The organism is Paenibacillus spiritus, from assembly GCF_008710135.1.
In the GTDB taxonomy this organism is placed as follows: domain Bacteria; phylum Bacillota; class Bacilli; order Paenibacillales; family Paenibacillaceae; genus Paenibacillus_AQ; species Paenibacillus_AQ glufosinatiresistens.
Genome location: NZ_VYKK01000016.1, coordinates 20,952 through 45,336, shown reverse-complemented (window position 1 = coordinate 45,336; position 24,385 = coordinate 20,952). Strand labels below are relative to the sequence as shown.

The window sequence follows — 24,385 nt, the reverse complement described above, 5'->3', positions numbered from 1 at the left end:
CCTGTTTCAACGAAAGAGTAGCGCATGCTACTTGACTTGTAGCATGCGCTCTAAGGAGATTCTGGCCTTGTCGGCGATGGCCTGAGGCACATAAATCTGCGGCTTCATGGTCTCCAGACATTTGACCAGCTTTTTGAGATTGTTGACCTTCATGTTCGGGCAGACCAGGAATTTGCTTGCAAAATGGAAGCTCTTGTCCGGACTGTCCTTGCGGAGCTGATAACCGGTCCCGTCCTCGGTTCCGACGATGAATTCCTTCCGGTCCGACCGGCGGCAGTAATCAATGATTGCGGTTGTGCTTCCGACAAAATCGCCCAGGGCGACCACTTCCGGCCGGCATTCCGGATGAACGACAAATTCCGCTTCCGGGTACTTGGCCTTCATCTCATAGACATCCTTGACCGTCAGCATATCATGCGTGTTGCAATAGCCTTCCCAAATAATCATCTTCTTGCCGGTCTTCTCCTGAACGTAGCGGCCCAGATTCTTGTCCGGTACCCAGATGATCTCTTCGGCATCCAGGGATTCGATTACCCGAACGGCATTGGCCGAGGTGCAGCAAATATCGGTCTCCGCCTTAATCTCTGCCGACGAGTTGATGTACGTAACCACCTTGGCGTTCGGATGCTGCGCCTTCAGCTTGCGCAATCCGTCCACATTGACCATATCGGCCATCGGGCAGCCGGCACGTTCGTCCGGGATCAGGACGGTCTTGTTCGGCGCCAGAATCTTGGCGCTCTCTCCCATAAAATGAACCCCGCAAAAGACGATGGTCTCGGCGTCCGTCTCGGCCGCCTTCTGAGCCAGCAGGAACGAGTCGCCCCGGAAATCGGCAACCTCCTGAATCTCATCGCGCTGATAATAATGCGCCAGAATAATGGCATTGCGTTCCTTCTTCAGCTGTTCGAGCCGCTCGCGCAGTTCCCGGTTCTGCTCCTGCTTGTGCTCCAGCGCCAGAGCTTCCAATTCTCGTATCCCCCTTATGTCTCACGGCCGACAGCCATGCTCTATGCCGCACACCCATGATCGTGAAATGAGTAACATAATCGCGCGCTGCATAGTCTCCGGCAATCACCGACGATTCCGCTTCCCGGAATCTTCATATTCAGTCATTGTTAATCACTAATGTACACAACGGATTCTGCTGTGTCAATGAAAGCGGACGGGGAGTTACAGCAAATTTTAAGTATCAGAAGAAGAAGTCCGAGGCTGCCAAAATAAAAGAGACGGCCCCGCCGCAAGTAGCCTTGCGGTCGTAACCGTCTCTTGAATAATGAGCAGCGCCCTTAGCTCAACGGGCCGCCGCTGCCATTGCCGTTGCCGTCATTGCTTCCGCCATCCTGCGGGCGGGTCGGAATGTCCTTCGTCACATCGCCGCCCGGCGTTGACAGCGGTTCTTCCGATTTGCCCTGGATGCGCACGCGCACATCGCCGACGTTGTCGATGACGGGTTCACCTGTCTCCGGAGCCGTCTCGGCGGAGGCCTCATCCGGCTTGCCGTCTTCGGACAAGTAGCCCTGCTCGATCAGTTCACGGATCTGGTCGAGTTCGAGCGTCTCCTTCTCGAGCAGCGTGTTGGCAATCAGGTGCATCTCATTGGCATGCTCTTCGAGCAGCTTGCGGCAGCGTTCATAGCAATCATTGATGAAACGCTGCATTTCCTGATCAATCTCGTAGGCGATCGAATCGCTGTAGTTCTGCTCGTGGCCGATATCGCGGCCCAGGAATACCTGGCCCTGGCTGGTGCCGAACTGCATTGGTCCGAGCTTCTCGCTCATTCCGTACTCCATAATCATGGAGCGGACAATCCGCGTCGCCTGCTGGAAGTCGCTGTAAGCGCCGGTGCCGATCTCGCCGATGAACATTTCTTCGGCGACCCGGCCGCCGAGGAGGCCTGTCACTTTATCCAGCAATTCCTGCTTCGTTACCAGCATGCGGTCTTCCTTCGGCAGCATGATCACATATCCGCCGGCACGGCCGCGCGGGATGATCGTTACCTTGTGGACCATATCGGCATTCTCCAGGTAATAACCTGCGATCGTATGACCCGCTTCGTGGTAAGCCACGATGCGTTTCTCCCGGTCGCTGATTACCCGGCTCCGCTTCTCGGTGCCGACGATCACACGGTCGATGGCCTCGTCGACTTCACGCATGGTAATATCCTTGCGGTTCCGTCTGGCGGCCAAGAGAGCCGCTTCATTCAGGAGGTTCTCCAGATCCGCGCCGGTGAAGCCGGTTGTGCGCTTGGCGATGACGTCAAGCTTCACATCCTTGGTCAGCGGCTTGTTGCGGGAGTGAACCTTCAGCACCGCTTCGCGTCCCTTGACGTCCGGACGGTCTACCGTAATCTGACGGTCGAAGCGTCCCGGACGGAGCAGGGCGGGGTCGAGAATATCGGCACGGTTCGTCGCCGCTACGATAATAATGCCTTCGTTGCCACCGAAGCCGTCCATCTCAACGAGGAGCTGGTTCAGCGTTTGTTCGCGTTCATCGTGACCGCCGCCAAGTCCGGCGCCGCGCTGGCGGCCGACGGCGTCGATCTCGTCGATAAAGATAATGCAAGGCGCGTTCTTCTTGGCGTTCTCGAAGAGGTCGCGGACGCGGGATGCGCCGACCCCGACGAACATTTCCACGAAGTCCGAACCGGAAATGCTGAAGAAGGGAACGCCTGCCTCGCCGGCAACAGCGCGGGCAAGCAAGGTTTTACCGGTACCCGGAGGGCCTACGAGCAGAACGCCCTTCGGAATGCGCGCGCCCACGGCAGCAAATTTGCGGGGGTCTTTGAGGAACTCAACCACTTCCACAAGCTCCTGCTTCTCTTCGTCGGCCCCGGCAACATCCTCGAACGTGACCCGCTTCTTCTCTTCATTGTAGAGGCGGGCTTTGCTCTTGCCGAAATTCATGACCTTGCCGCCGCCGCCCTGCGCCTGGTTGAACAGGAAGAAGAACAGAATGAACATGATTACGAGCGGAATAATGGAGGAGAGGAACGTCAACCAGATGCTGTCGCCTTCCATCTTCTTCTGGGAATATTCCACGCCGTTCGCCTCGCTGGCGTCAACCAGCTCATTGAGAGCCGTATCAGTAGGAGGAATGTAGGTAGAGAAGTTCTCGGATTTGGCCCCTTCGGGCTTCTCCTTGTATTTGCCGGTTACCTGGAAGGCACCGTTCTCCGCCTGTACGGTCAAGGTCTTAACGTTGTTGTTCTTGATCTCCTGGCGAAGTTGGTCGTATCTAGGGAAATCGGCGGCTTCATTTCCGTTGCTGACAAACTGGACGATGCCCACCACGACTAAAAATAAAATCAAATAAAAACCAGAATTTCGGATGAACCGATTCATCCCCTACCTCCTCTCACAACACTTAAGTTATTGTACCATAGCCTGTCGGAGCACCTCAAATAGAGGAACTTCGGGAAAATGAGCCGGACATCCGGTCTGTCAATAGGCTATTTGGAGTAAATTTCCGGCTTCAGCACCCCGATGTAAGGGAGGTTCCGGTATTTCTCGGCGTAGTCCAAGCCATAGCCGACGATGAACTCGTCGGGAATGACGAAGCCGGTATAATCGGCTTCCAGCTTAACGGTGCGTCCCGCCGGCTTGTCGAACAGGGTAACAACTTCAATTGAAGCCGTTCCGCGGGCTTGCAGCAGCTCGATCAGATAACTCAGCGTCAGTCCGCTGTCGATGATGTCCTCGACGATCAGAACATCCCGGCCGCTGACCGGCACGTCGAGATCCTTGATGATCTTCACTACGCCGGACGACTTGGTCTCGGCTCCGTAGCTGGAGACGGCCATGAAATCCATCTCTACCGGTACTGTAATGACTTTAACCAGATCGGCCATAAAAATAAACGCGCCTTTCAGCACGCAAATGACAAGGGGAGTCCGCCCCTCGTATTTGGCACTGAGCTCGGCGCCCAGTTGCTTGATCCGTTCCTGGATCTCCTCTTCGCTGATCAGCACTTCCTGAATGTCATTCTGCAACTTGCGTACCTCCTAAGGTAATCTTATGCTTGCAATCCGTCACTCCTGTCGGAGCGCGTCCGGCGCATCATTCCCTTCCTCCAGAGACAGAAAAAGGACCGCTGCCGTGTGCCGGCCAACGGCGGCGTGAGCCGATCGCCGGACGCCGGGAATCCAGAGAATCTGGCCCAGTGCGTCGCAGACAATCGGAATGCGATGGCGTTCGGAAGAAGGTATTTTATCATCAATGTAAATATCTTTAACCTTTTTGCTTCCGTTTAATCCCATGATTCGCATGGTATCTCCAGGCAGGCGTGACCGAACGGTCAGGGGAAATGCCAGACCCTCCAGATCAAACCCCGCCGTCAGGCGGTTGCCTTCAACCTTCCGAGATGCCCAATCTTCCCTCTGCAGCACCGCAGCTGCGAGACTTCGGCCGATCTCCGGAATTTCCAGCCGGGACACAGGCATCTCCATCTCGTATGTATAGCTGGTCTGCTTCCCGGAGGGAGCAGATGTGAAGACGATCGTATCGTACTGCCGCTTACAGGTTACCCCGCCGCCCAGATCCAGATTCCAGACTGTCGGACGGGCCTGCAGCGCCCCTCGTCGGACCGCTTCAATCTTGGGAAAATCCACCGCCGACGTGTCCGCCGACAGATAATTTAATATTAGTTTAATCAAACGCCGTTGTAAAGCGGACGCCTCGCCGGCAAATGCATGCCGGTCGAACGATATCCGTTCTCCTTCCCTGCGCGCGATCTTCAAGTACAGCTTCTCGGCGCTTGCTTCCATATAATCGTCTTCGGCTGCTGCGATCTCGGCCAGCTGGTTAAGCGACTGTCCAAGCCTCGGGCTGTACTTCTCCAGGAAGGGCAGAATCTCCAGCCGTACCGCATTGCGGACATACAGGCTCTGAAGATTGCTGGCATCCTCGGCAAAAGGAAACCCCTGCTCGCGGCAGACTCCGACCAGCTCCGCCTTCTGTATACGGAGAAGAGGCCGCAGCAGTTCCACTTTTTTGTACGGACGTCTCCACCGCATTCCCGCGAGACCGGTCGGACCGCTTCCCCGCAAAAGCCGCAGCAGCACCGTCTCCGCCTGGTCGTCGGCATGATGGCCAAGCGCGATGCCCGTGGCCCCGTGCCGTGCGGCCGCTTCCGCCAGAAAGGCATACCGCAGCTCCCGGGCGGTCCCCTCCGGTCCAAGACCGCTCTCTGCCAGATGGGCCGGCACATGAAGCTCTGCCGTCTCCAGCGGAAGTCCCAGCTCGTCCGCCATCTTGCGGACCAGCTCGGCTTCCGCTCTGGATTCTTCCCGAAATCCGTGATCGGCATGCGCGCAAATCAGGCTCAGAGGGAGCGAATGCAGGGAAATATGGCGAAGGACATGCAAAAGAGCCACAGAATCCGGCCCTCCGGATACTGCGACCACAATCCGGTCGTTCGCCTTCCACAGCCCATGCTCGCCCGCCGCTTCCTCTACGGCCCGCACCAGCCGGTTCCACTGCTCCATATCGGCCCATCCTCTCCGCCTGCACCCATAGCTTAAGATCTATCATACCGCGTCAGAACCCGGCCATCCAGTACAGAGTGGCAGCCAGCACCAGAAGCGACAGCACAAAGGCGCCGACCAGCCAGCCCGGCGTTGCAACCCGGTCGTGGCGCATCGCCTCTCTCCCGGCGCGATACACCCGGGTCTTCCAAGCTTCTCTGGCCTCGCGGGAACTCGGAAATCCGCCCTTCAGCGCAAGCTTGAGCCATGAGGACAGACCGCGGTCCGGTAGCCGGACGGCCAGCTTCAGCAAATCATCGACGCTCCTGGTCTGGGGAAGTCCGGCCGCCGCCGTCTTCAATCCCTGCTCATCAAGCAGCCGCAGACACAGCACCGCAAAGGCAAACAGATCATAGCCCTCGTCGGCGCTGCGGCTTCCGGCGTTCCAGAAGCCGCGGTCATGCCATTCCGTGAACTGTTTCACGCTCCGCCCCTTGGGGCCCGCCCCGCCGTAATCGATCAGCTCGGCTTCGCCATAGTCGGAGACAACGATATTCTCCGGCTTCAGATCCCCGAAGACAAATCCGCATTCGTGCAGCGTGCACAGCCGGTCGAGCAGCTTCAGTCCGATCAGCCCCAGCCAGCTTCGCCCTTTGCGTCTCAAAAAAACATGCGGCGGCGAACCCTGTACATACCGCATGACATAGAAAGGAAACCCGCCCTCCTGGTCATCGTCGGCTTCCAGCAAATAAGCCGGGCGGGAAGGCTTCTTCGCCCGGCCTCCGCGATGTTCGCGCGACTTCTCCCGCGACTGAAGCGACGTCAGGACATTGATCTCGGATTGCAGATCCAGCGTATCGTATCCGATCTTCAGCGCATACTTCTCCCGCCGGCCCTCGCGGTGCACCAAATATACGATTCCGTTGGCCCCCTTGCCGAGCAGCCGGTCCACGATATAGCGATTGCCGCGCCACTTGCCGACAATCGCCGTTCCCGGCGCCCAGGAGGGGCTAGACGAGATAGCCACCCGATCTTCGTTCCCCTTCCTCGTAATCCCCTGCAGCCCTTCGATCCATTGGTGCATCCAGTGTACCATAACCGAAATGCCGAAGCACCCGGAAGATCGCCGGACCGGTCGGCGTTGCCCCCCTCATCCGCAGCCGGCCGAACAGGGAGCGAAGCTCCGACTTATCCGAGGTAAAGTCCTTATCGAGCGCTGCTTCTTCCCCGGCCGAACCGGGAAAATGAAAGACCGCAATCTCGCTAAGGCCGCCCCGCGCCTCCAGACTGAGCGCCAGATCGCGGATCGCCTCCTCGACGGCGGCCAGCTTCGGCTTCATGCTGGCGCTGGCGTCGATCAGCAGCGCGATACGGAGGGGAGCCGTCTCGCTCAGGTCGTCGACGACCTGAACCATCTCGGCGCGTTTTCCCGGGGGAAGCTCCTCGATCGAGGAATCTCCCAGCACCCTCCGCACCTCCCGGTTGACGGCCTGATGAATCGTCTCCACCACCGTCTTGCGAGTCATCATCTGCATCGTTCCCGCCAGTTGGGGCGTGCCGACGATCCGGCTCAGACCGCCGCCCGCCCTGGCGATGTCTTCAATCTCCCGGCTGCCCAGCTCGCCGATGGTCCCGTAATCAATCACCCCGATCACATTGACTGTAACGCCTTCCTGAAGCGCATGCGCCGCCGCCATCACCGGACTTTCCCCTACATTGGAGCATCCGTCGGTAATCAGCAAAATTTGATTCAGCATCCTCTTCCCCGCCTTTCCATTCTCTCTTCCTAGCATTTCCGCTGCCGAGAGATTTCAAACGCGGTGAAAGACCAAACAGAGAAAAGGTCAGCTGACCGTCCGCGGCCGTTCCATCCGCGACAGGCCAGGCATATGCAGCGTCGACCATTCCGGTTGATAATGGTCAAGCCGGCTGACCAGAATCGTCATATCATCATGGATCTCGCCGCCCGAATAGCGGATGACTTTCTCCAGCAGGCAATCGGCGATCTCTTGCGGATCGCTGCTGTCTATCTCCTGAATCAGCCGCTTCATCCAGATTTCCTTGTTGACGGCATACCCCGGCGCATCGTAGATGCCGTCGGTCATCAGGATGAGCAGATCGCCCGGATGAAGCTGCAGCGTAATCAGCTCGATTTCGATTTCCTGAATAATGCCGATGGGCAGATTGCTCCCGCTGACCGGGATCACCTCGCTCCCCCGCTTGATGAAGCTCGGAGCGGATGCAATCTTCATGAATGTGGTCTGAGCCGAGTATTGATCAATCAACGCCATGTCCACCGTGGCATAGAATTCATCCGGGGAGCGGAGCAGCAGAATCGAGTTGACCGACTTCACCGCCAGCTTCTCGTCCATTCCCGATTGCAGCAGCTTCTCCAGCATGCCCAGCGCAGCGCTGCTCTCCATGCGCGCCCGCTCTCCGTTCCCCATGCCGTCGCTGACCGAGATGGCAAACGTTCCGTTGCCCAGCTCGACGGTGCTGAAGCTGTCGCCAGAAAGAATATCCCCGTCTTTGGCCGCGCCGGCGATTCCGGTGGTGACTTCGTACGCTTTGGCCGACCCGAATACGACGGTGGACAGGCCCTGACGGCTATGAACGGCCGTCTCGCTCACCACTGCGATATTCTCGCCCAGGATGTCGGAGAGCAGCGGGGCAATCATTTTCCGGCATTCATCGAATCCCCGGTTGTAGGCATGGACCACCTCGATCTCGACCCGCCCCGGGTCCAGGCTAAGAATGTCTATCCCGTGAATCGACAGGCCGAGCCGCTCCAGCGCCTCGCGGATCTGCGCCTCCTGCCGGTACATCGCCTGCCCTTCGCGCTTGATCTCCCGGGCCAGATCCTCCATTACCTGCGACACGCCCGACAGCTGCTCGGCCACGAATTGGCGGCTGTCGTATATTTGCCGCTTCCAGCGCATATCATGCTGATAGAGGCTGTACTGGTTCTTCATCACCTCCAGCACCTCGCCCGTCCTGCCGCAGTGGCGGCTCCATTCGCCGGGCAGCTCGGACGCCGAAATCTCCGGCTTCTCTTCGACCTTGGTCATCATATCCGTCATATATTTATAAGTCTGATAAAATTTATGGTCCCAGCATTGGCCCCGCCGGCTGCATCCCGAGCAGAGCCCCTCGGTGACCGCGTTCATAAAATGCTCCATCTCCCGTTCGGTCGCTCCGGCTCCGGCCGCGTTCGGAATCTGTCCGAAGCTGCTGGAGAGCTGGCGGAAGACCTGGGAGAACTGCGTTACCCGCTCGGCGGTCAGATCGCGGACTCTTCGCGCATACTCATGCTGGGAACGGCTGTGATCGGCCGTACCCGGTACATACCGGGCAATCAGCCGGGTGATCGCCTTCGGCGTAGCCAGGAACAGCGCAATCGCCGCGCAGGTCTCCCAGGTGGAAGCCAGCATATCGCCCGGACCGGTAAAATAAACCGAGAGAATGCTCGAGCCGAGCAGCATCCCGAAGGCGACCGCCGCCTTCTTCCCGCTCTGGAGCATCCCGGCCAGCATCCCCGAGAAGGCAAGCAGGCTCATCTGGTAGATGGCTCCGATATCCGCCAGACTGAGAATCAGCCCGGTCACGACGCCGACCGAAGCTCCCAGAGGCGCACCGCCGGCCATGGCGAACAGCAGAATCAAATAACGGGACATGATATGCTCCAGCGACAAGCCGGCCACCGACCAGCCGACCAGCCCCGTCATCACGGAGGCCAGCATAATAATCAGGCAGAGAATCTCCTCGCTCTGAAGAGCGCGGCTCTTCTGGCGGTAGATCAGCACCGGGATAGCCTGAAGGAAGACGAGGGTCAGCACAAACGACAGCAGGGAGTTCAGCGCCGTCATCATCAGCGGATACCAGGAGATGGAGGGCCCGATTACCGCCTGGAACAGTCCGACCATGAACGAGGCGACGAATACCATGAGGGGCGTATACGACAGTTCCACCCGCTGAAACGCCTCCAGTCCCCGGTGAAGAAGAACGAGCAGGGCGAGTTCGGCGGCGATGGACAGAACGCCCGGGAACGGCGTGAAGGCGCTGCCGATAAGAATGGCGGCGGCTACCGGCACGGCGGAGTCGCGCCGCATGAACAGGACAACGGCGAAGAAAGCGGCGGCGAAGGGCGACAGCTCGTCCAGAATCATCGCGCGGCCCAGCAGCAGGCCCATCACCGTCAGCAGAAGTGTCCATTTCCGCGTAATCAGCAGATTGTACATTCGGCTGTTCCGTATCCGGCCGGACATCCCCGGCTGTACCGGCTCCGATTGCTCCTCGCTCTGCTCCGCTCTTGTCCATTCCGGAAATTGGATCACATTGCTCTTTCCCATCATTTTCCCAAGCACCACCCGTCTAAAGATTTGTGTTGCCATTATAAGACGGGCTTCGGTGGAAAGTTTGTCAGAACAAGAGGGCCGCTCCCATGAAATTTCCGACAAAAACGCCCGGGCACGGAGTAGGGCGTGCGCCGGGGGCGATCCCTTGGCGGGCGGCCCGTTGAGCCTTGCCGGCCTGTGCCTGTTCCCCGGCTGTTCGCTCCCTCCAGGCCCAAGCATTCGCCAGCGGATGCCCCCGGCTTAGCGGGGATCGGACGGGATGCTGTCGCAAATTTTAAGAAGTCCGACAAAAAGGGACGACTCGGGAGAGCGGTGAGTCTTTCGAACGGGACCGGTCGATGCGCAGATGCCCGCTGCCCGAAGACAGGCAGGGGAAGGGGAGCGCGGGCCGGGAAATAAGGACATAAAAAAACCGCGGGAGCTGGCGCTCCTGCGGTTATGTTATGGATTTCAGACGCGCTTGGCCCCTCGGCCTCCGCGTTTGCCTTCAGTGTTCTTCTTGAGCGAAGACATGCGCTCTTCGCTGTCCTTGAGAAAACGGGACATTTTATCCTCGAATGAGGGCTTTCCGGCAGCCGGTTTGAAAGGACGTCCTCCCCGTTCACGGTTGTAGCCGCCGCCTCCTCCGCCGCCACCGCCGAAACGGTCGCCGCCTCCGGGACGATCGAATCTTGGCGCTCTAGGCGGGCGAGCCTCGGACGCGGGCTTATCGACAGCCTGCTTGATGGAAAGTCCGATCTTGCCGTCTTTGTCCACATTGATCACCTTAACGGTCACTACATCATTGATCTTCAGATGATCGTTGACATCCTTGACGTAATTATCGGCGATTTCCGAGATATGAACAAGACCTGTGACACCTCCTGACAGATCCACAAATGCTCCGAAATGCGTGATGCCTGTCACCTTGCCTTCTAACTTGGTGCCCACTTCAATTGCCATAGAATAAAATGATCCTCCCTTAAAAATATGCCTGCGGTGATTTGATTATACAGGAAAGAGCAGGGCAAGGCAACAGAGTCAACTGCCCGTTTTGACCGTATTATTGCCCGTTATCTTCCACGCGAATCGGCACTTCGCCGGGCTTGTACATATTGTAGCGCTTGCGGGCAAGTTCGCCGATATACTCATTGTCGCCCAGGCGCGATACCTCGTACTTCAACTGATTCAGGGATTGGTCGGCCCCGGCCTTGGCTTCCTGCTTGCGGGCAAGCGCTCCGCTCTTGTCCGAGATGGCGGCGCTCTGCGCCACAAAGATATAGCCGGCCCAGGCAAAGAACAGCACGACTGTCGTCATCCACATGATCTTGCGTCTTCTCACTCCGGCCGTCTTGGCCGGAGGACGACTTGAGCTGACGGTTTCTTCGGTTGTGGCAAATCGGTTCATGCCGCTTCCACCCTCACTTTCAAGTTGCTTCGTCTATGTACCCTTAAGCGGCGCCCGGAGCCTCATTCCTTCGGCTCCGGCGGGTCCTTCGGCTTCCTGGAGAATCGGTTCCGGACGGAAGCAATCCAGGGAAGCGCTGCCAACCGCTCAGCGGCCGGCTTCAGATACCGCACCGGCAGTACCCACAGCGGCCGGGTCAGCCGCAGAAGGAATCGAAGCATGCCGCGAAGCACCCGCAGGACAAGCTTCAGCGTCCCGTACAGCACCCGCCACAATCCGAGCAGGGGCGTTCCGATCAGCACGGCCAACAGCTTGGCCAACATGCGGCCGCATCGCTGCACGGCCTGAATTAACATTACCACAAATCGCCGAATCGTAACACTGAAGATTAGAAAATAGAGCCAGGCGCCCAGAAATAATCCCAGGAGCGCATAGAAGCGAAGCTGCCCCTGATTGCCGGCATAGAGAAGCCGGAAGACCAGAAGCGCTGCTCCCGCCCAGTATACGAGATCCAGCACGGCGTTCATCCAGGCGGGAAAGCGCAGCTTCCACGACAGTACCCGGTAACTGTCGTAGGCCAGTCCCAGCAGAATGCCGGCGAGGGCCATCAGGAGAAGCGTCGTCCATTGGACGGACAGATTCATTTGAACAGCTTGCCCAGAAGGCCCTTGGACTTGGTCTGGCTGCCGGGATCAAAATAGACGAGCGACTGCACGTTGCCTTCCAACGAGAGCTGCCCGTTCTCCAGACTGAGATGCTTGATATGCAGATGAGTTCCCCGTATCGTCAGTCCCCCGAGCTCCGTCCGGAGCAGAAATTCCTCGCTGTCAAAGCTCTCCACGTTCTGTATCCCCGTCAGGTCAAGCTGCTTGCGGCTGCGCAGCTGCAGATCATGCTGCTTGGCCGGTCTGCCGGAATCCATCATGAATCATGCCCCCCTTTCTTCTCGTTCTAATCTATGGCGGGCTTGTCGAGGTTAGAACAGAACGGGAACGGCGAATCCGCGTCGGCGAGCTTGAAGGCTGACGGAGCTGAGGCGAGCGACTTATCCAAAGCTGAGGAGAACGACTCATCCAAGCCTGTGCAAGGAGAGGCGGCCGACGGGGAAGCGGCTCTTCAGCGGATTGCCACAGCTCGTGGCAGCCCGTGTCAGTCTCAAGGCAGCGCCTTCCGCCGTGCTGAAGTTCTGAATGACAACAACCCCGCCGTCTGCTCTCCCGAGCGGACAACGGGGTTGTTCCGTGTAAGAACGCTATGCGGTTTCACCCGGCTAGGCTTCTCTGTACCGGCCGGTTCCGGCAAGCCGCGTGCGGCTGCTTACCAGTCCAGACCGGTGCTCTTGGGCAGCGGTTCTTCCCGAAGCAGTGTGTACATACCGGCCGCTTCATCCTTGCGGGTCGTCTCGACCAGCTTCTCTACACGGACGGTCACCAGCTTCTGGCCGAACTGCACCGTAATCTCGTCGCCGATCTTCACGGTGCTGCTGGGCTTCGATTCCTTGCCGTTGATCAGCACCCGGCCCTGCTCGGACACGTCTTTGGCCACGGTGCGGCGCTTGATCAGGCGGCTGACCTTCAGAAATTTATCCAGCCGCATTAGTTCACGGCTTCTTTAAGCTTGTTGCCGGCTTTGAATGCCGGAACCGTGGATTCCGGAATTTCAATGGTATCGCCGGTCTGCGGATTGCGTCCTGTCCGTCCGGAACGCTTGCGGGTCTCGAAGGTGCCGAACCCGATGAGCTGCACTTTGTCGCCTTGGGCGAGCGCGCCGCTGATTTCGTCGAGGAAACCGTTCAGCACAACCTCTACGTCCTTCTTGGACAGACTGTGCTTCTCGGAAATGCTGTTGATCAAATCGGTCTTGTTCATCGTTACACGTTCCTCCCGGTATTCGTGAAATTCAGAAACGGTGCGGATAGCCTGGGAGCCGGCACGCGCTTCATGCTTGTTGATATTCTGGATGGGCTTTCAAATTCCTGCCGCCTGCTGTCGATTTATTCAAAAAGGAGGCGAAAGGCCCCCCTCTAGCCTTCCTCCCGCTTCGCCTCCTGCCAGAGGGTCTCCATCTCCTCCAGGTTGCTGTCCTGCGGCGTCTTCCCCTGCTGGAGAAGACGCTTCTCGATATGGGCGAACCGCTGCAGAAATTTGCGGTTCGTCCGGCTGAGCGCCTCTTCCGGATCGGCGCCGATGAAGCGCGCGGCATTGACCGCCGCGAACAGAAGATCGCCGAGCTCCAGCGCCTGCTCCTCGGCAGGCATTCCCTCCGCTATGGCTTCCCGCAGCTCGTCCAGCTCTTCGGCGATCTTGTCCAGCACTTCGCCGACCGCTCCCCAGTCAAAGCCGACCTTGGCGGCCTTCTTCTGCAGCTTGTAGGCCTTCATCAGCGCCGGAAGATCGCGCGGCACGCCGCTTAGAGCGGACTGCTTCTCCGGCTCCAGGCCCTTGAGCCGTTTCTCCTCCGCCTTCATGCCTTCCCAGTTGCGCAGCGCCGCCTCGGCATCGGGCGCGTTCTCGCCGCCGAACACATGCGGATGGCGGAAGATCAGCTTGTCGTTCAAGCCCTGGATGACATCGTAGACATTGAAGATCCCGGTCTCTTCTTCCATTTGGGAATGAAGCAGAATCTGCAGCAGCAGATCGCCCAGCTCCTCCTTCATGTGCTCGGGATCGTCCTCATCAATCGTCTCCAGCACCTCATAGGTCTCTTCAATGAGATTCTTGCGCAGCGATTCATGCGTCTGCTCCCGGTCCCAGGGGCAACCCTCGGGGCTTCGCAGAATCCCGACAATCTCGTGCAGACGCTCGAAGGTACGGCGGCGCAGCTGTTCCGAAGAATCGGCGGGAATATATATCAGCGACAGATTGCCGTATCCCTCCAACCGGTCCAGCTCAAAGAGCGGGACCTTGACGATGGTTTCTTCCCCTTCTACGCCGAGCGCATGGCCGACCGTCACTTCATACTCGGCCGGGTACCGCTCCAGCAGACAGAGCTTCGCTTCCGAAGCCGTGAAGGAATCGTAGACCTGGCCGATCAGCGTGTGCAGCTCCGGCCGCACATGCGACGGCTGCATGCCCGTGGCGTCCAGAAGCTGAAAGCCCTCGATCGGATCGAAGCCAAGCCGGACAAAAGCTTCATCCAGGAAGCTCTCGCCGCCCAGAATCTCCAGTTCGATGCCTTCTTCCGGACAGCGCCGGAGCAGCTGCGATACGGCCGATTCCGCCACCATGGGATGGCCGGGAACCGCATACAGGATACGGTCGCCTTCAGCTCCCGCCTTGGCTGCCGCGATCAGGGCATCGGTAATGGCGGCGTATACCTCCGGAAAGGTCGGCAGCGACTCGTACAGCCCGTCGAAGGAGCGGCTCTCAACGCCCAGCTCCTCCAGCGCGGCCATAACCGGATGCTCCCGGGTACGGACATAGACAGCCGATGCGGACTGAAGCCGCTTGACGATACCGAGCGTCAGCCGGTCCGGATTTCCGGAGCCGAGACCGACGATGGTCAGACTTGCACTCATCCTTTATCTCTCCTCTGGCCCGTGCGGGCCTGTCAAATTTCCAAGCTGCTCCCCGCTCCTGCACCGGTCAGCGCATCAGCCGGCCGAACCGGTCGGCCAGCTTCGGCCCGAAGCCCGGGAGTCGGCGCAGCTCGCTCTCGGAGATCAGGCGCAGGCGGACAGCCAGCACGGCGAAGGCGGCCACGCCGGCCGCTACGCCAAGCAGCGTCTCCGCCAGCGCGCCCAGGCGGCCGCCGACGCCGGCCGCAGCCAGCGCCGCGCCGCCCCCGTAAGCGGCGGCGGCAGCGGCCAGGCCGAGGCCCGCGGCAAGTCCGGCGGGCTGAAGCAGCACGTCTGCGGGGCGAAGCCGCAGACCGGCGGCCTTGCGCAGCAGCAGCACGTTCAGCGCTGCGGCCAGCACCTGGGCGGCCACGCCGGCGACGGCCGCGCCGACAATGCCCTGCTGCGGAACCAGCAGCAGGTTGAGCGCCGCCTTCAGCGCGGCGGAGGCGAGCAGGTGCAGCGCGGGAGCGCGCACCTGGCCGAGCCCTTGCAGCAGCGCGGCGGCGATAATGCTCACCGTGCCGGCGGCGGCGGTGAGCCCGAGCAGCGCGATGACGGCCGTGCCGGAGCCGTCGCCGTAGAGCGCGCGGTTGATCGGCGCGGCCAGCACGGCCAGACCCGCAGCGGCGGCCAGGCCGAGCAGCCAGAACCAGCGCAGGGACAGCCGCGTCCGCGTCCGGATCTCCTCCAGGTCGCCCCGGTACTTGGATTCCGCCATGAACGGAATGAACAGCACCGACAGCGAGGTAGCCAGCATCGTCACCAGCTGGACGAGCGGCAGGCCGCGGTTATAGATGCCGAACTGGGCCATCGCCTCCGCTTCGCTCCGCCCTTCGGCGAGCAGCCGCGGCATGGTGAACACATCCACCAGATTGACGAGCGGCACGGCCAGACTGCCGAGCATGACGGGAATGCTGTAGAGCAGCATGGCCCGAAGCAGCCCGGAGGCTCCCGCCCGCGGCAGACGCTCCGCCCCCGCGGCCGCTTCGGCCAGCGCGGCTTCCGCTTCCCTTCTCTGCCGATCCGACAGGCCCGGCACGGCCGCAGCCGTGCCTCCGTCTGCCGGTCCGGCCGGCTCTCCGTTCCCCGCCGTCTTCGGTTCCACCGGCCGCAGCTCCTCTGCGCTCTTCCGGTGCCGGCGCCAGAAGACCAGCATGACGCCCAGGCCGGCCAGTCCGCCGCCCGCCGAGCCCAGCATGGCTCCGGCTGCGATCTTGCCGCCGCCGGCACCCGCCCCGGTCAGATACAGCAGCAGGCCGACCATGACAGCCACCCGGGCGCTCTGTTCGATAATCTGGGAGAGGGCGGTCGGCGCCATGTTCTGGAGGCCCTGAAAATACCCCCGGAGCGCGCTCATGGCCGGAACGACGGCCATCGCCAGAGAAGCCGCCCGAATCGCCGGCACAATAGGAGAGCTTCCGACCCAGAGGGCGATCAGGGGCGCTCCGGCATAGGCGGCCGCACCCAGCACAAGTCCGGCCGCGCCCGACAGCAGCGCTCCCAGCCGGAGCACCGTCCGGGCTGTCGCAGAATCCCCCGCCGCAGCCGACTCGGCCACAAATTTCGAGATTCCGGTCGGCAGTCCGAGCATCGCGACGGTCAGGAGCAGCGAATAAATCGGGTTCACCGTATTATAAATGCCGAAGACGGCATCTCCGCCCAAATTCTGCAGCGGAATCTTCTGAAGAGTGCCGATCAGCTTCGAGAGCAGCGCCGCGGCGCTCAGCATGAACGCCCCTTCCAGCAGCTTCGAGCTTGTCGTGGATGATTTCATGTGCGCTTCCGCCCTGCTTTCTCCTTGCTTATACCGTTCTTCATTATACCGTAGATTCCGCCGCGGCCAAAATAAAACCCGCTTTTCTCTTCCCGGCTTCTTGCCGCCGGGAAGAGAAAAGCGGGAGAACGTAAGACCTTTTACTGCTCCATCTGCTTGCCCAGAAAGGCGGCGGCCGTCTCGGCCATCTTGACTTCCATCTGCCCCATGTTGACCGATTCGTCCTTGCTCATCATCACGACGGAACCAATCGGGTCCCCGCCGGAGATGATCGGTGCGATCACGTAGGAAGACAGCTCCTCCGGGTGATCCTTGCCGATCTCATAGCTGCCGCTTCCCGTTTCCAGCACGGTTTTGCGGCTGTCCATGCATTTCTCCAGCAGCGGCCCGACCGGCTTCTCCAGATAATCCTTCTTGGAGCCGCCTGACAGAGCGACGAAGGTGTCACGATCGGTAATGAGGGTAATATGTCCGGTGCTTTCAAACAAGGACTCCGCGTACTCCTTGGCGAAATCGCCGAGCTCGCCGATCGGGGAGTATTTCTTGAGAATGACCTCGCCGTCGCGGTCTACAAAAATTTCGAGCGGATCGCCTTCGCGGATGCGCAGCGTCCGTCTGATTTCTTTGGGAATGACCACCCGACCGAGGTCGTCGATGCGTCTAACGATACCAGTTGCCTTCATTTCACCTGTTGCCCCGCTTTCTAAGGAAGTATAGTGCCTATTGCTGCGCGGTGGGCTCAGAAGGCCTCCCACCCGGGTCGCTTTGAGTACTGACCATAGTATTCATCTGTTCCCAATTCCTTATACATCCCGGTACGCCCGGACGACAGGCATCCTGCCTGCGGGAACGCCAAAAAAACCCGGCGAAGACGGCAGAGCCGTTCCGCCGGGCCTGAATGGCCGCGGGATCAGAGAAGAAGGTTTTATTGCGCCGCCGGGCTTGCAGCCGGCGCTGCCGCAGGGGCCGATGCCGCCGGTGCGGCGGACGCTCCGGTCGCTGCCGAAGCGGAAGCCTTCGGCAGATTGATTTTCGTAATAATGCCATCCAGATCCTTCTCCAGGAAGCTCTGCACCTTCTCGGAGGACAGCGTGTCCTTGATCTGCGTCTTCTCGTCGTCGGTCAGCTTGTCGAACGTCTTCTCGGTGCGCGATTCCACCTTCATGATGTGGTAGCCATAGGTCGTCTTGACCGGATCGCTGATCGTATTGAGCGGCAGCGTCAGCGCCGCCTGCTTGAATTCCTCGACATACGTGCCGAGCGCCTTGTTCTCATACAGCCCGCCGGTCTCCTTGGAGCCGGTATCGTCGGAGTATTCCTTCGCCACGGCAGCGAAGTCGGCGCCGCCGTCCAGCTTCGCCTTCACTTCCTGCGCCCGCTTCAGCGCATCGGCGTCCGTACGCTCCTTATTGTTGCTGTCGGTGAAGCCGACCAGCACGTGGCGGACCGAAGCGACGGTGAAATCGCCCTTGTGTTCGTCAAAATACTTCTTCACATCGTCGTCGGTCACCTTGAGCCGCATATCCTGATAGACGGTCAGCACGCGGACCATATAATCGCGGACCTGCGATTCCGTCAGATTCTGTTCCTTCAGCGAGCTCTCATAGCTCTCGCCCATCCCGCTCTTGTAGGTCTTGATCTGGGTATCCGCCTGGGACTCCGCTTCCTTCTTCGCCTCATCCTTGGCTTGTCCCTGCAAATATTCAAAAGCAGCAAGCTGCTTAAGCAGTGTCTCTTTGAACACATCCATATCCAGGTACTGGGACTGATCCGGAGACAGAAACTTCATCACATGAATGCTGGTGTCGAATTCCTTCTGGGTCACTTCCCCGCCCTTGTAAGTCGCCAGCGCCGTGCTGTTGTCCTTCTCTTCCTTGTTGTCGCTGCAGCCGGCCAGCATGGAGAAAGAAAGCGCCGCGGCCATCGAGACCAGCAGAACCTTCCAGGATTTACGGTTACTTAAACGCATCATGTAGTTCTCCCTTCGGTTTGAAAGACGACTTGACCTCTTCGAGGAACCGCTCCAGCAGCTCCAGAAGACCGCGGTCGTCCAATCCTTTCGTTTTTACACGGATGATCGCCTTGTCACCCTTCTCAAATTGTACACGTCTTTCAAAAGAATTGCCAACCTTGGCCAGCCCGGCGGTGTCGAACGCCGCGATCCGGCCTTCGAAGAAGCTCAGCGACACCTCGTCTCCCCGGCGGCTGATCGTCTCCAGTCCGTAGACTCTTCCGTAAATCTTCAGCCGTGCTACCGACAAGAGGTTGACGACCGCCTCCGGCAGCTCTCCGAACCGGTCCAGGAGCTCGTCTTCCAGCTCCGCCGCTTCCTCGAACGTCGAGACGGCAGCCACCTTTTTGTAGATCTCGATCTTCTGCACGCTGTCATAGATATACTCGGACGGCAGATAGGCGTCGATCGACAGGTCGATGACGGTGCTGACCTCCTTGGCCGAGGTATCCTCCTCGCCGAGCATCGTGACCTTGCGCTTGCGGATTTCCTCCGCCAGCATCTGGGAGTACAGATCGAAGCCGACCGACGCGATGAAGCCGTGCTGCTCGGCTCCGAGCAGGTTGCCGGCTCCGCGGATCGAGAGGTCGCGCATCGCGATTTTGAAGCCGGAACCGAGCTCGGTGAACTCCTTGATCGACTGCAGGCGCTTCTCGGCCACTTCGGTCAGCACCTTGTCGCGCTGATAGGTGAAATAGGCGTAGGCAATCCGGTTCGAGCGTCCGACCCGGCCCCGAAGCTGGTAGAGCTGGGACAGCCCCATCTTGTCGGCGTCGTGGACGATGAGCGTATTGACGTTCGGAATGTCCACCCCGGTCTCGATAATGCTGGTGCTGACCAGCACATCGTACTCGCCGTCAAGAAAATCAAGAATTGTCTTCTCCAGCTCCGACTCCGACATCTGGCCGTGGCCCACGCCGACGCGCGCTTCCGGCACCAGCATGGAAATCTGCGCCGCCATCTCGTGGATACCCTGCACGCGATTGTAGAGATAGTAGACCTGTCCGCCCCGCGCCAGCTCCCGTTCAACGGCTTCCCGGACCAGGGTCTGGCTGTACTCGACCACATACGTCTGCACCGGGAACCGGTTCTCCGGCGGCGTCTCGATGACGGACAGATCGCGGACGCCCAGCATGGACATATGCAGCGTGCGCGGAATCGGCGTCGCCGTCAGGGTCAGCACATCGACATTCGTCTTCAGCTTCTTGAGCTTCTCCTTATGGGTCACACCAAAGCGCTGCTCCTCATCGACAATCAGCAGGCCGAGATCCTTGAACACCAGATCCTGCGACAGCAGGCGGTGCGTGCCGATCACGATATCGACCGTCCCCTGCTTGACGCCCTTGATGGTCTCGTTCTGCTCCTTGCGGCTGCGGAACCGGCTCAGCACCTGAATGTTGATCGGGTAGGAGCTGAAACGCTCGCGGAACGTCTCGTAATGCTGCTGGGCCAGAATGGTCGTCGGAACGAGCACCGCCACCTGTTTGCCCTCGATCGCCGCCTTGAAGGCCGCACGGATCGCCACCTCGGTCTTGCCGTATCCGACATCGCCGCACAGCAGCCGGTCCATTGGCCGGTTCTGCTCCATGTCCTTCTTGATCTCTTCGATGGCCCGGACCTGGTCGCGCGTCTCCTCGTACGGGAACATCTCCTCGAATTCCTGCTGCTCCGGCGTATCCCGGTCAAAAGCGAAGCCCGGCGCGCTCTGGCGCTCGGCGTACAGCTTGATGAGATCGTCTGCAATATCCTGCACGGACGAACGGACTTTATTCGTGACACGGGTCCACTCGTTCCCGCCCAGCTTGTAGACCTTCGGCTCCTTATCCTCGGAGCCTACGTATTTCTGGATCAGATCAATCTGCTCGATCGGAACCGACAGCTTGTCTCCGCCCGCATACATGATATGCATGTAGTCGCGGTGAATGCCGCTGACCTCCAGCGTGCCGATGCCCATATACTTCCCGATGCCGTGGTTCTGGTGAACGACGTAATCGCCGATCTTCAGTTCGGTATAGCTCTTGATCCGTTCGGCATTGTCCACGTTCTTGGACAGCTTGCGCGCTTTGCGCTGCTTCTGGGAGAACAGCTCGTTCTCGGTGACAACCGCCAGATGAATCGACGGCAGCTCAAATCCGGAGCCGAGATTTCCCTGAAGAATCGTCGGCTCTTCAATGTCGTAATCGTCGAGCACCCGGCGGATGCGCTGAATCCGGTCTTCGCCGCCGGCCAGCATGATGACCTTCACGCCGGACTTGTGCCAGCGCTCCATCTCCGCCTTCAGCACGTTCATTTGGCCGTGGAAATCCTGCATGCCCCGGCTGATGAACCCCAGAATGTTCTGCGGCTGCACATGCGGAACCTGGCGGAGGAAGATCGACATGAAGAGGCTCTGGAACGGTCGCTTGTACATGACCGTATCGCTGTCGACCGACAGATGGAAGTCCGGCAGCGTCTTGCCGTTCTGAAGCAGATGCAGATTCCACTCGGATTCGTCGCGTTCCAGCTGTTTGGCCGTCTCCAGAAGCCGGGCCGGCTCGTCCAGAATGAGCAGCGTATCCTTCTGCATGTAGTCGTACATATGGAACCGCTCGGGGTAGAGCAGCGCGATATACTTGTATATCTCCTGAAAATGGGTTCCTTCCCGGAGGAACTCCATCTCACGCCCGATCTCTTCGCGAAGCCGCTGCTTGGCCTGGCGGTCGGCTGTCTTCTCCAGCTGCTTCTCCAGCAGCGCGGAGGCCCGGTCGGCCGCCTCGGCCAGCCGCTCCCGGCTGGCAATAATCTCCTGGACCGGCTCGATAACGATGCTGCGCACCTTGTCGATGGAACGCTGATCGGCCGGATCGAACGTGCGGATGGAATCAATCTCGTCGTCGAACAGCTCCACCCGGTAGGCGAGCTCCGACGTCATCGGGTAGAAGTCGATGATGCCGCCGCGCAGACTCATCTCGCCGCGGTTCTCGACCCGTTCCACCCGCTCGTAGCCCATCCCGATCATGGACCGGAGGAACTCCTCCAAATTCAGCGTGCCCTCCTGGTCAATCGTGAGCCGGGCCTGCTCGAACACCTGCGGCGCCGGAAGGAGCCGCCGCACACCCGAATACGGAGCCACGACAATACCCCGGAAGCCTCTGGCGCACCGGTTCAGCACTTCAATCCGCTGGGCCAGCGTCTCCGGTCCGGATACGGCGGCTTCCGCCGCCACCAGCTCATTGGCCGGATAGAGCAGCACGCGGTCGGGGGATAGGATCTCTTGCAGATCATCCGCCATCTTCTGGGCGGAGAACATATTATGCGTAACCACCAGCAGCGGCCGTCCGGTCTCTTCATGCAGCGCAGCCAGCATAATCTGGCGGGCCGAGCCGGAGAGGCCAGAGACGAGCTGCTCCTTCATGCCCGCGGCCACACCCCGGGTCACCGACTGGAAATCGGAATCTTTGGAAAAAGCCTCAATAAGACCTTGTAGCAACAGGCGCACCTCTCTAACGGATCGCTGCCGAAGGGGCAGCGCATATATAAGAATGGATTAAACTGAAAAGAAGCCTCAGCTCACGACGCCAAGGCTTTGTCATTACGAATGGGATACAGGCGTACCGCTCTCATGCTTCACTGAAGCGGGCTGGACAGCAGGCTGAGCTCCGGATGATGCTCCAGAGCCTCCTTGCAATAATCGCAAGTAACCCTGACGGTAACCTCGCCCTCTGAATCATACGCTATTATATCCCTGCGCTCCGCGGGGGTCAAGGAATGAAGACCGAGCCTTGCCTCGCTGATTCTGCCGCCGTCGATGCTGCCCAGATAGGTCCGGCAGTGTCTGCACACATAATGTATAGCCATTGTTATGCCTCCTGAAGGAACAATATGCCTTCAGTATGCCCGGGGCGTCCCCGGCTTAGCCCTACTGCCGTCCCCGCTTCTACCCGTTGAATCTGGCCATCGTCTGTTCGAACGTATGATCCAGGCTGTACTCCAGCGCGTCGCAGGCCGATCCGATCATGGACGCCAGCGCCTCCGACTCTTTCTTCGGGAACGCGGCCAGCACATAATCGACAATCGCGTAACCCGGATCTGGACGGGAGATACCCATCCGCACGCGGTTAAAGGTCTGCGTGCCGGTATGCTGGATTATCGACTTAATGCCGTTATGCCCGCCTGCGCTGCCCTGATAGCGCAGGCGGATTCGGCCGATCTCGGTGTCCAGATCATCGTACACGACAATCAGGTCGTCCAGCGATACCTTATAGTAATCCATATAGGCCCGGACCGATTCCCCCGACAAATTCATAAAGGTCATCGGCTTAATGAGCACCGTCTTGACGCCGCCGATGACGCCTTCGCCGATCGATGCCTTGCATTTGTTCTGGTTAAAGGCAATGCCGTGTCTGGCCGCCAGCTCGTCCAGCGCCATGAACCCGACGTTATGCCGGGTTCTGGCATACTGGGTGCCGGGATTGCCGAGTCCCACAATCCATTTCATTTTGGTCGATTCCCTCTCTTTTTGGTACAATACTATACACAGACCGCGTGATCTTTAAACGCGATTCCACCAAAAGACGGGTGATCCCATGCAGCAAGGCGAGAAACTGAGTCACCACCGCCAATTTCAGTATCATCTGCAGCATGCCATACCGGTCGAGGTGACCTGCAACGGCGTTCATGTCGACATCGGCGTTCTCACCGCCGTCGATGCCCATTTTGCCGAACTGCAGGGTACGCTGTACAGCCGCACCCGCTTCACCTTCATCTCCCGGCCCGGGTATTAGAGAAGCCCGGGCAGGAGAGACCGGCAAGGCCCCATACGCCGACAAGGGTTACATCTCCCCCACGGGAGGTGTAACCCTTTTGGGTTGCGCCGGCAGCAGCCGGTTTATTCAATCTCGAACAACTTGCTGATCGAGAGTTCTTCGTGAACGCGGATAATGGCTTCGCCCAGCAGAGGCGCCACGGACAGCACCTTCAGCTTCGATGTCGGATTCTCATTGCGAATCGGAATCGTATCCGTCACGACGACTTCCTTGATCGGAGAATTCTCCAGCCGCTCATGCGCCGGTCCGGACAGAACCGCATGCGTACAGCAGGCGTATACTTCCTTCACTCCGCCTTCCATCAGCGCATTCGCTCCGAGAACAATCGTGCCGGCCGTGTCGATGATGTCATCGATCAGAATGGCCGTCTTGCCTTCAATATGACCGATGATGTTCATGACCTCGCTGACGTTCGGTTCCGGGCGGCGCTTGTCGATAATCGCCAGCGGCGCATTCAGGAAGTCGGCCAGCTTGCGGGCGCGAACCACGCCGCCGTGGTCCGGCGATACGATAACCGGATTCTGGATCTGCTTCGAGCGGAAATACTGCGCCAGAATCGGCACGCCCAGCATATGATCGACCGGAATATTGAAGAAGCCCTGGATCTGCATGGCATGCAGGTCCATGGTAATGACACGGTGCGCGCCGGCTCTCTCGATCAAATCCGCGACCAGCTTGGCCGTAATCGGATCGCGCGAACGGGCCTTGCGGTCCTGGCGGGCATAGCCGTAATACGGAATCACCACATTGATGCTCTTCGCGGAAGCCCGCTTCAGGGCATCGATCATCACCAGCATTTCCATCAGATTGTCATTGACCGGGGCACAGGTCGACTGAACAATGTAGACATGGCAGCCGCGCACGCTCTCCGACAGCTTGACCTGAATCTCCCCGTCGCTGAAGCTGGTGGTGTGCGACTCGCCCATCGGAATGCCGATATAATCGGCGATTTGATGGGCAAGCTTCGGATTGGAGTTGCAGGTGAAGATCTTCAATTTGGAATCAAGATAAGCCATAAAAGTTAAACCCTCCG

At 59.4% G+C, this 24,385-nt stretch carries 22 protein-coding genes; 1 reads left to right on the top strand and 21 read right to left on the bottom strand.

The window, feature by feature from the left end; genetic code table 11:
• Positions 1-27: 27 nt before the first annotated feature.
• The 20 genes from nadA to pth form a co-directional block, all read right to left on the bottom strand.
• Entirely contained in the window at positions 28-966 is a 939-nt protein-coding gene (gene nadA, locus F4V43_RS12915) for a quinolinate synthase NadA (RefSeq protein WP_150458667.1), read from the bottom strand.
• A 320-nt stretch (positions 967-1,286) separates the two neighbouring features.
• Positions 1,287-3,341, bottom strand: coding sequence for an ATP-dependent zinc metalloprotease FtsH (ftsH, locus tag F4V43_RS12910; RefSeq protein WP_150458666.1), 2,055 nt, complete (start codon positions 3,339-3,341; stop codon positions 1,287-1,289).
• Positions 3,342-3,448: 107 nt separating this feature from the next.
• Positions 3,449-3,988, bottom strand: coding sequence for a hypoxanthine phosphoribosyltransferase (gene hpt / locus F4V43_RS12905; RefSeq protein ID WP_150458665.1), 540 nt, complete (start codon positions 3,986-3,988; stop codon positions 3,449-3,451).
• 39 nt (positions 3,989-4,027) lie between these two features.
• The gene (tilS, locus tag F4V43_RS12900; protein WP_150458664.1) at positions 4,028-5,482 is read right to left on the bottom strand and encodes a tRNA lysidine(34) synthetase TilS; all 1,455 of its coding nucleotides are present in this window, start codon (positions 5,480-5,482) and stop codon (positions 4,028-4,030) included.
• 52 nt (positions 5,483-5,534) lie between these two features.
• Positions 5,535-6,488, bottom strand: a complete 954-nt coding sequence (locus F4V43_RS12895; protein WP_150458663.1) for a serine/threonine protein kinase — start codon at positions 6,486-6,488, stop codon at positions 5,535-5,537.
• Positions 6,472-7,215 (bottom strand): hypothetical protein, encoded by a 744-nt coding sequence (locus F4V43_RS12890; RefSeq protein WP_150458684.1) that lies wholly within the window; start codon positions 7,213-7,215, stop codon positions 6,472-6,474. Before F4V43_RS12890 ends, F4V43_RS12895 begins: the two co-directional genes overlap by 17 nt.
• Before the next feature lie 90 nt (positions 7,216-7,305).
• Positions 7,306-9,813 carry a stage II sporulation protein E gene (gene spoIIE, locus F4V43_RS12885; RefSeq protein WP_150458662.1) on the bottom strand — a complete coding sequence of 836 codons (2,508 nt, stop codon included), beginning with the start codon at positions 9,811-9,813 and terminating at the stop codon, positions 7,306-7,308.
• A gap of 453 nt (positions 9,814-10,266) precedes the next feature.
• On the bottom strand, positions 10,267-10,758 hold the full coding sequence (locus F4V43_RS12880; RefSeq protein WP_150458661.1) for a S1 domain-containing RNA-binding protein: 492 nt from the start codon (positions 10,756-10,758) through the stop codon (positions 10,267-10,269).
• Positions 10,759-10,858: 100 nt separating this feature from the next.
• Complete coding sequence (locus tag F4V43_RS12875) at positions 10,859-11,203, bottom strand: FtsB family cell division protein (protein WP_150458660.1); 345 nt, start codon at positions 11,201-11,203, stop codon at positions 10,859-10,861.
• 62 nt (positions 11,204-11,265) lie between these two features.
• Entirely contained in the window at positions 11,266-11,847 is a 582-nt protein-coding gene (gene yabQ / locus F4V43_RS12870) for a spore cortex biosynthesis protein YabQ (protein WP_150458659.1), read from the bottom strand.
• Positions 11,844-12,128: a sporulation protein YabP gene (gene yabP / locus F4V43_RS12865; RefSeq protein ID WP_150458658.1), complete on the bottom strand. Its 285-nt coding sequence runs from the start codon at positions 12,126-12,128 to the stop codon at positions 11,844-11,846. Before yabP ends, yabQ begins: the two co-directional genes overlap by 4 nt.
• A gap of 392 nt (positions 12,129-12,520) precedes the next feature.
• Entirely contained in the window at positions 12,521-12,799 is a 279-nt protein-coding gene (locus F4V43_RS12860; protein ID WP_150458657.1) for an RNA-binding S4 domain-containing protein, read from the bottom strand.
• Positions 12,799-13,071, bottom strand: a complete 273-nt coding sequence (locus F4V43_RS12855) for an HU family DNA-binding protein (RefSeq protein ID WP_150458656.1) — start codon at positions 13,069-13,071, stop codon at positions 12,799-12,801. The genes F4V43_RS12860 and F4V43_RS12855 overlap by 1 nt, the downstream gene beginning before the upstream one ends.
• Positions 13,072-13,226: 155 nt before the next feature.
• Complete coding sequence (gene mazG / locus F4V43_RS12850) at positions 13,227-14,720, bottom strand: nucleoside triphosphate pyrophosphohydrolase (RefSeq protein ID WP_150458655.1); 1,494 nt, start codon at positions 14,718-14,720, stop codon at positions 13,227-13,229.
• A gap of 67 nt (positions 14,721-14,787) precedes the next feature.
• The gene (locus F4V43_RS12845; RefSeq protein WP_150458654.1) at positions 14,788-16,536 is read right to left on the bottom strand and encodes a polysaccharide biosynthesis protein; all 1,749 of its coding nucleotides are present in this window, start codon (positions 16,534-16,536) and stop codon (positions 14,788-14,790) included.
• 140 nt (positions 16,537-16,676) lie between these two features.
• Positions 16,677-17,219: a stage V sporulation protein T gene (spoVT, locus tag F4V43_RS12840; RefSeq protein WP_150458653.1), complete on the bottom strand. Its 543-nt coding sequence runs from the start codon at positions 17,217-17,219 to the stop codon at positions 16,677-16,679.
• A 242-nt stretch (positions 17,220-17,461) separates the two neighbouring features.
• Complete coding sequence (locus F4V43_RS12835; protein WP_223879883.1) at positions 17,462-18,508, bottom strand: peptidylprolyl isomerase; 1,047 nt, start codon at positions 18,506-18,508, stop codon at positions 17,462-17,464.
• Positions 18,492-22,016, bottom strand: a complete 3,525-nt coding sequence (mfd, locus tag F4V43_RS12830; RefSeq protein ID WP_150458652.1) for a transcription-repair coupling factor — start codon at positions 22,014-22,016, stop codon at positions 18,492-18,494. Before mfd ends, F4V43_RS12835 begins: the two co-directional genes overlap by 17 nt.
• A gap of 137 nt (positions 22,017-22,153) precedes the next feature.
• Positions 22,154-22,384 (bottom strand): anti-sigma-F factor Fin family protein, encoded by a 231-nt coding sequence (locus F4V43_RS12825; RefSeq protein WP_150458651.1) that lies wholly within the window; start codon positions 22,382-22,384, stop codon positions 22,154-22,156.
• A 79-nt stretch (positions 22,385-22,463) separates the two neighbouring features.
• Positions 22,464-23,024 carry an aminoacyl-tRNA hydrolase gene (gene pth, locus F4V43_RS12820; RefSeq protein WP_150458650.1) on the bottom strand — a complete coding sequence of 187 codons (561 nt, stop codon included), beginning with the start codon at positions 23,022-23,024 and terminating at the stop codon, positions 22,464-22,466.
• Positions 23,025-23,112: 88 nt separating this feature from the next.
• On the opposite strand from pth, the gene F4V43_RS12815 reads away from it, so the two are divergent.
• Positions 23,113-23,310, top strand: a complete 198-nt coding sequence (locus F4V43_RS12815; protein ID WP_150458649.1) for a hypothetical protein — start codon at positions 23,113-23,115, stop codon at positions 23,308-23,310.
• A gap of 104 nt (positions 23,311-23,414) precedes the next feature.
• On the opposite strand, the gene F4V43_RS12810 is transcribed toward F4V43_RS12815, so the two are convergent.
• Positions 23,415-24,368 carry a ribose-phosphate diphosphokinase gene (locus F4V43_RS12810; RefSeq protein WP_150458648.1) on the bottom strand — a complete coding sequence of 318 codons (954 nt, stop codon included), beginning with the start codon at positions 24,366-24,368 and terminating at the stop codon, positions 23,415-23,417.
• Positions 24,369-24,385 lie beyond the last annotated feature (17 nt).

Bases quoted from the DNA above. Each gene is read 5' to 3' on its own strand.
- F4V43_RS12845 (WP_150458654.1), bottom strand. From the start codon at position 16,536: ATGAAATCATCCACGACAAGCTCGAAGCTGCTGGAAGGGGCGTTCATG.
- F4V43_RS12875 (WP_150458660.1), bottom strand. From the start codon at position 11,203: ATGAACCGATTTGCCACAACCGAAGAAACCGTCAGCTCAAGTCGTCCT.
- F4V43_RS12880 (WP_150458661.1), bottom strand. From the start codon at position 10,758: ATGGCAATTGAAGTGGGCACCAAGTTAGAAGGCAAGGTGACAGGCATC.
- pth (WP_150458650.1), bottom strand. From the start codon at position 23,024: ATGAAATGGATTGTGGGACTCGGCAATCCCGGCACCCAGTATGCCAGA.
- spoIIE (WP_150458662.1), bottom strand. From the start codon at position 9,813: ATGATGGGAAAGAGCAATGTGATCCAATTTCCGGAATGGACAAGAGCG.
- mazG (WP_150458655.1), bottom strand. From the start codon at position 14,720: ATGAGTGCAAGTCTGACCATCGTCGGTCTCGGCTCCGGAAATCCGGAC.
- F4V43_RS12825 (WP_150458651.1), bottom strand. From the start codon at position 22,384: ATGGCTATACATTATGTGTGCAGACACTGCCGGACCTATCTGGGCAGC.
- F4V43_RS12860 (WP_150458657.1), bottom strand. From the start codon at position 12,799: ATGCGGCTGGATAAATTTCTGAAGGTCAGCCGCCTGATCAAGCGCCGC.
- spoVT (WP_150458653.1), bottom strand. From the start codon at position 17,219: ATGAAGGCAACTGGTATCGTTAGACGCATCGACGACCTCGGTCGGGTG.
- F4V43_RS12810 (WP_150458648.1), bottom strand. From the start codon at position 24,368: ATGGCTTATCTTGATTCCAAATTGAAGATCTTCACCTGCAACTCCAAT.
- yabQ (WP_150458659.1), bottom strand. From the start codon at position 11,847: ATGAATCTGTCCGTCCAATGGACGACGCTTCTCCTGATGGCCCTCGCC.
- F4V43_RS12855 (WP_150458656.1), bottom strand. From the start codon at position 13,071: ATGAACAAGACCGATTTGATCAACAGCATTTCCGAGAAGCACAGTCTG.
- ftsH (WP_150458666.1), bottom strand. From the start codon at position 3,341: ATGAATCGGTTCATCCGAAATTCTGGTTTTTATTTGATTTTATTTTTA.
- yabP (WP_150458658.1), bottom strand. From the start codon at position 12,128: ATGATGGATTCCGGCAGACCGGCCAAGCAGCATGATCTGCAGCTGCGC.
- F4V43_RS12815 (WP_150458649.1), top strand. From the start codon at position 23,113: ATGCAGCAAGGCGAGAAACTGAGTCACCACCGCCAATTTCAGTATCAT.
- F4V43_RS12835 (WP_223879883.1), bottom strand. From the start codon at position 18,508: ATGATGCGTTTAAGTAACCGTAAATCCTGGAAGGTTCTGCTGGTCTCG.
- tilS (WP_150458664.1), bottom strand. From the start codon at position 5,482: ATGGAGCAGTGGAACCGGCTGGTGCGGGCCGTAGAGGAAGCGGCGGGC.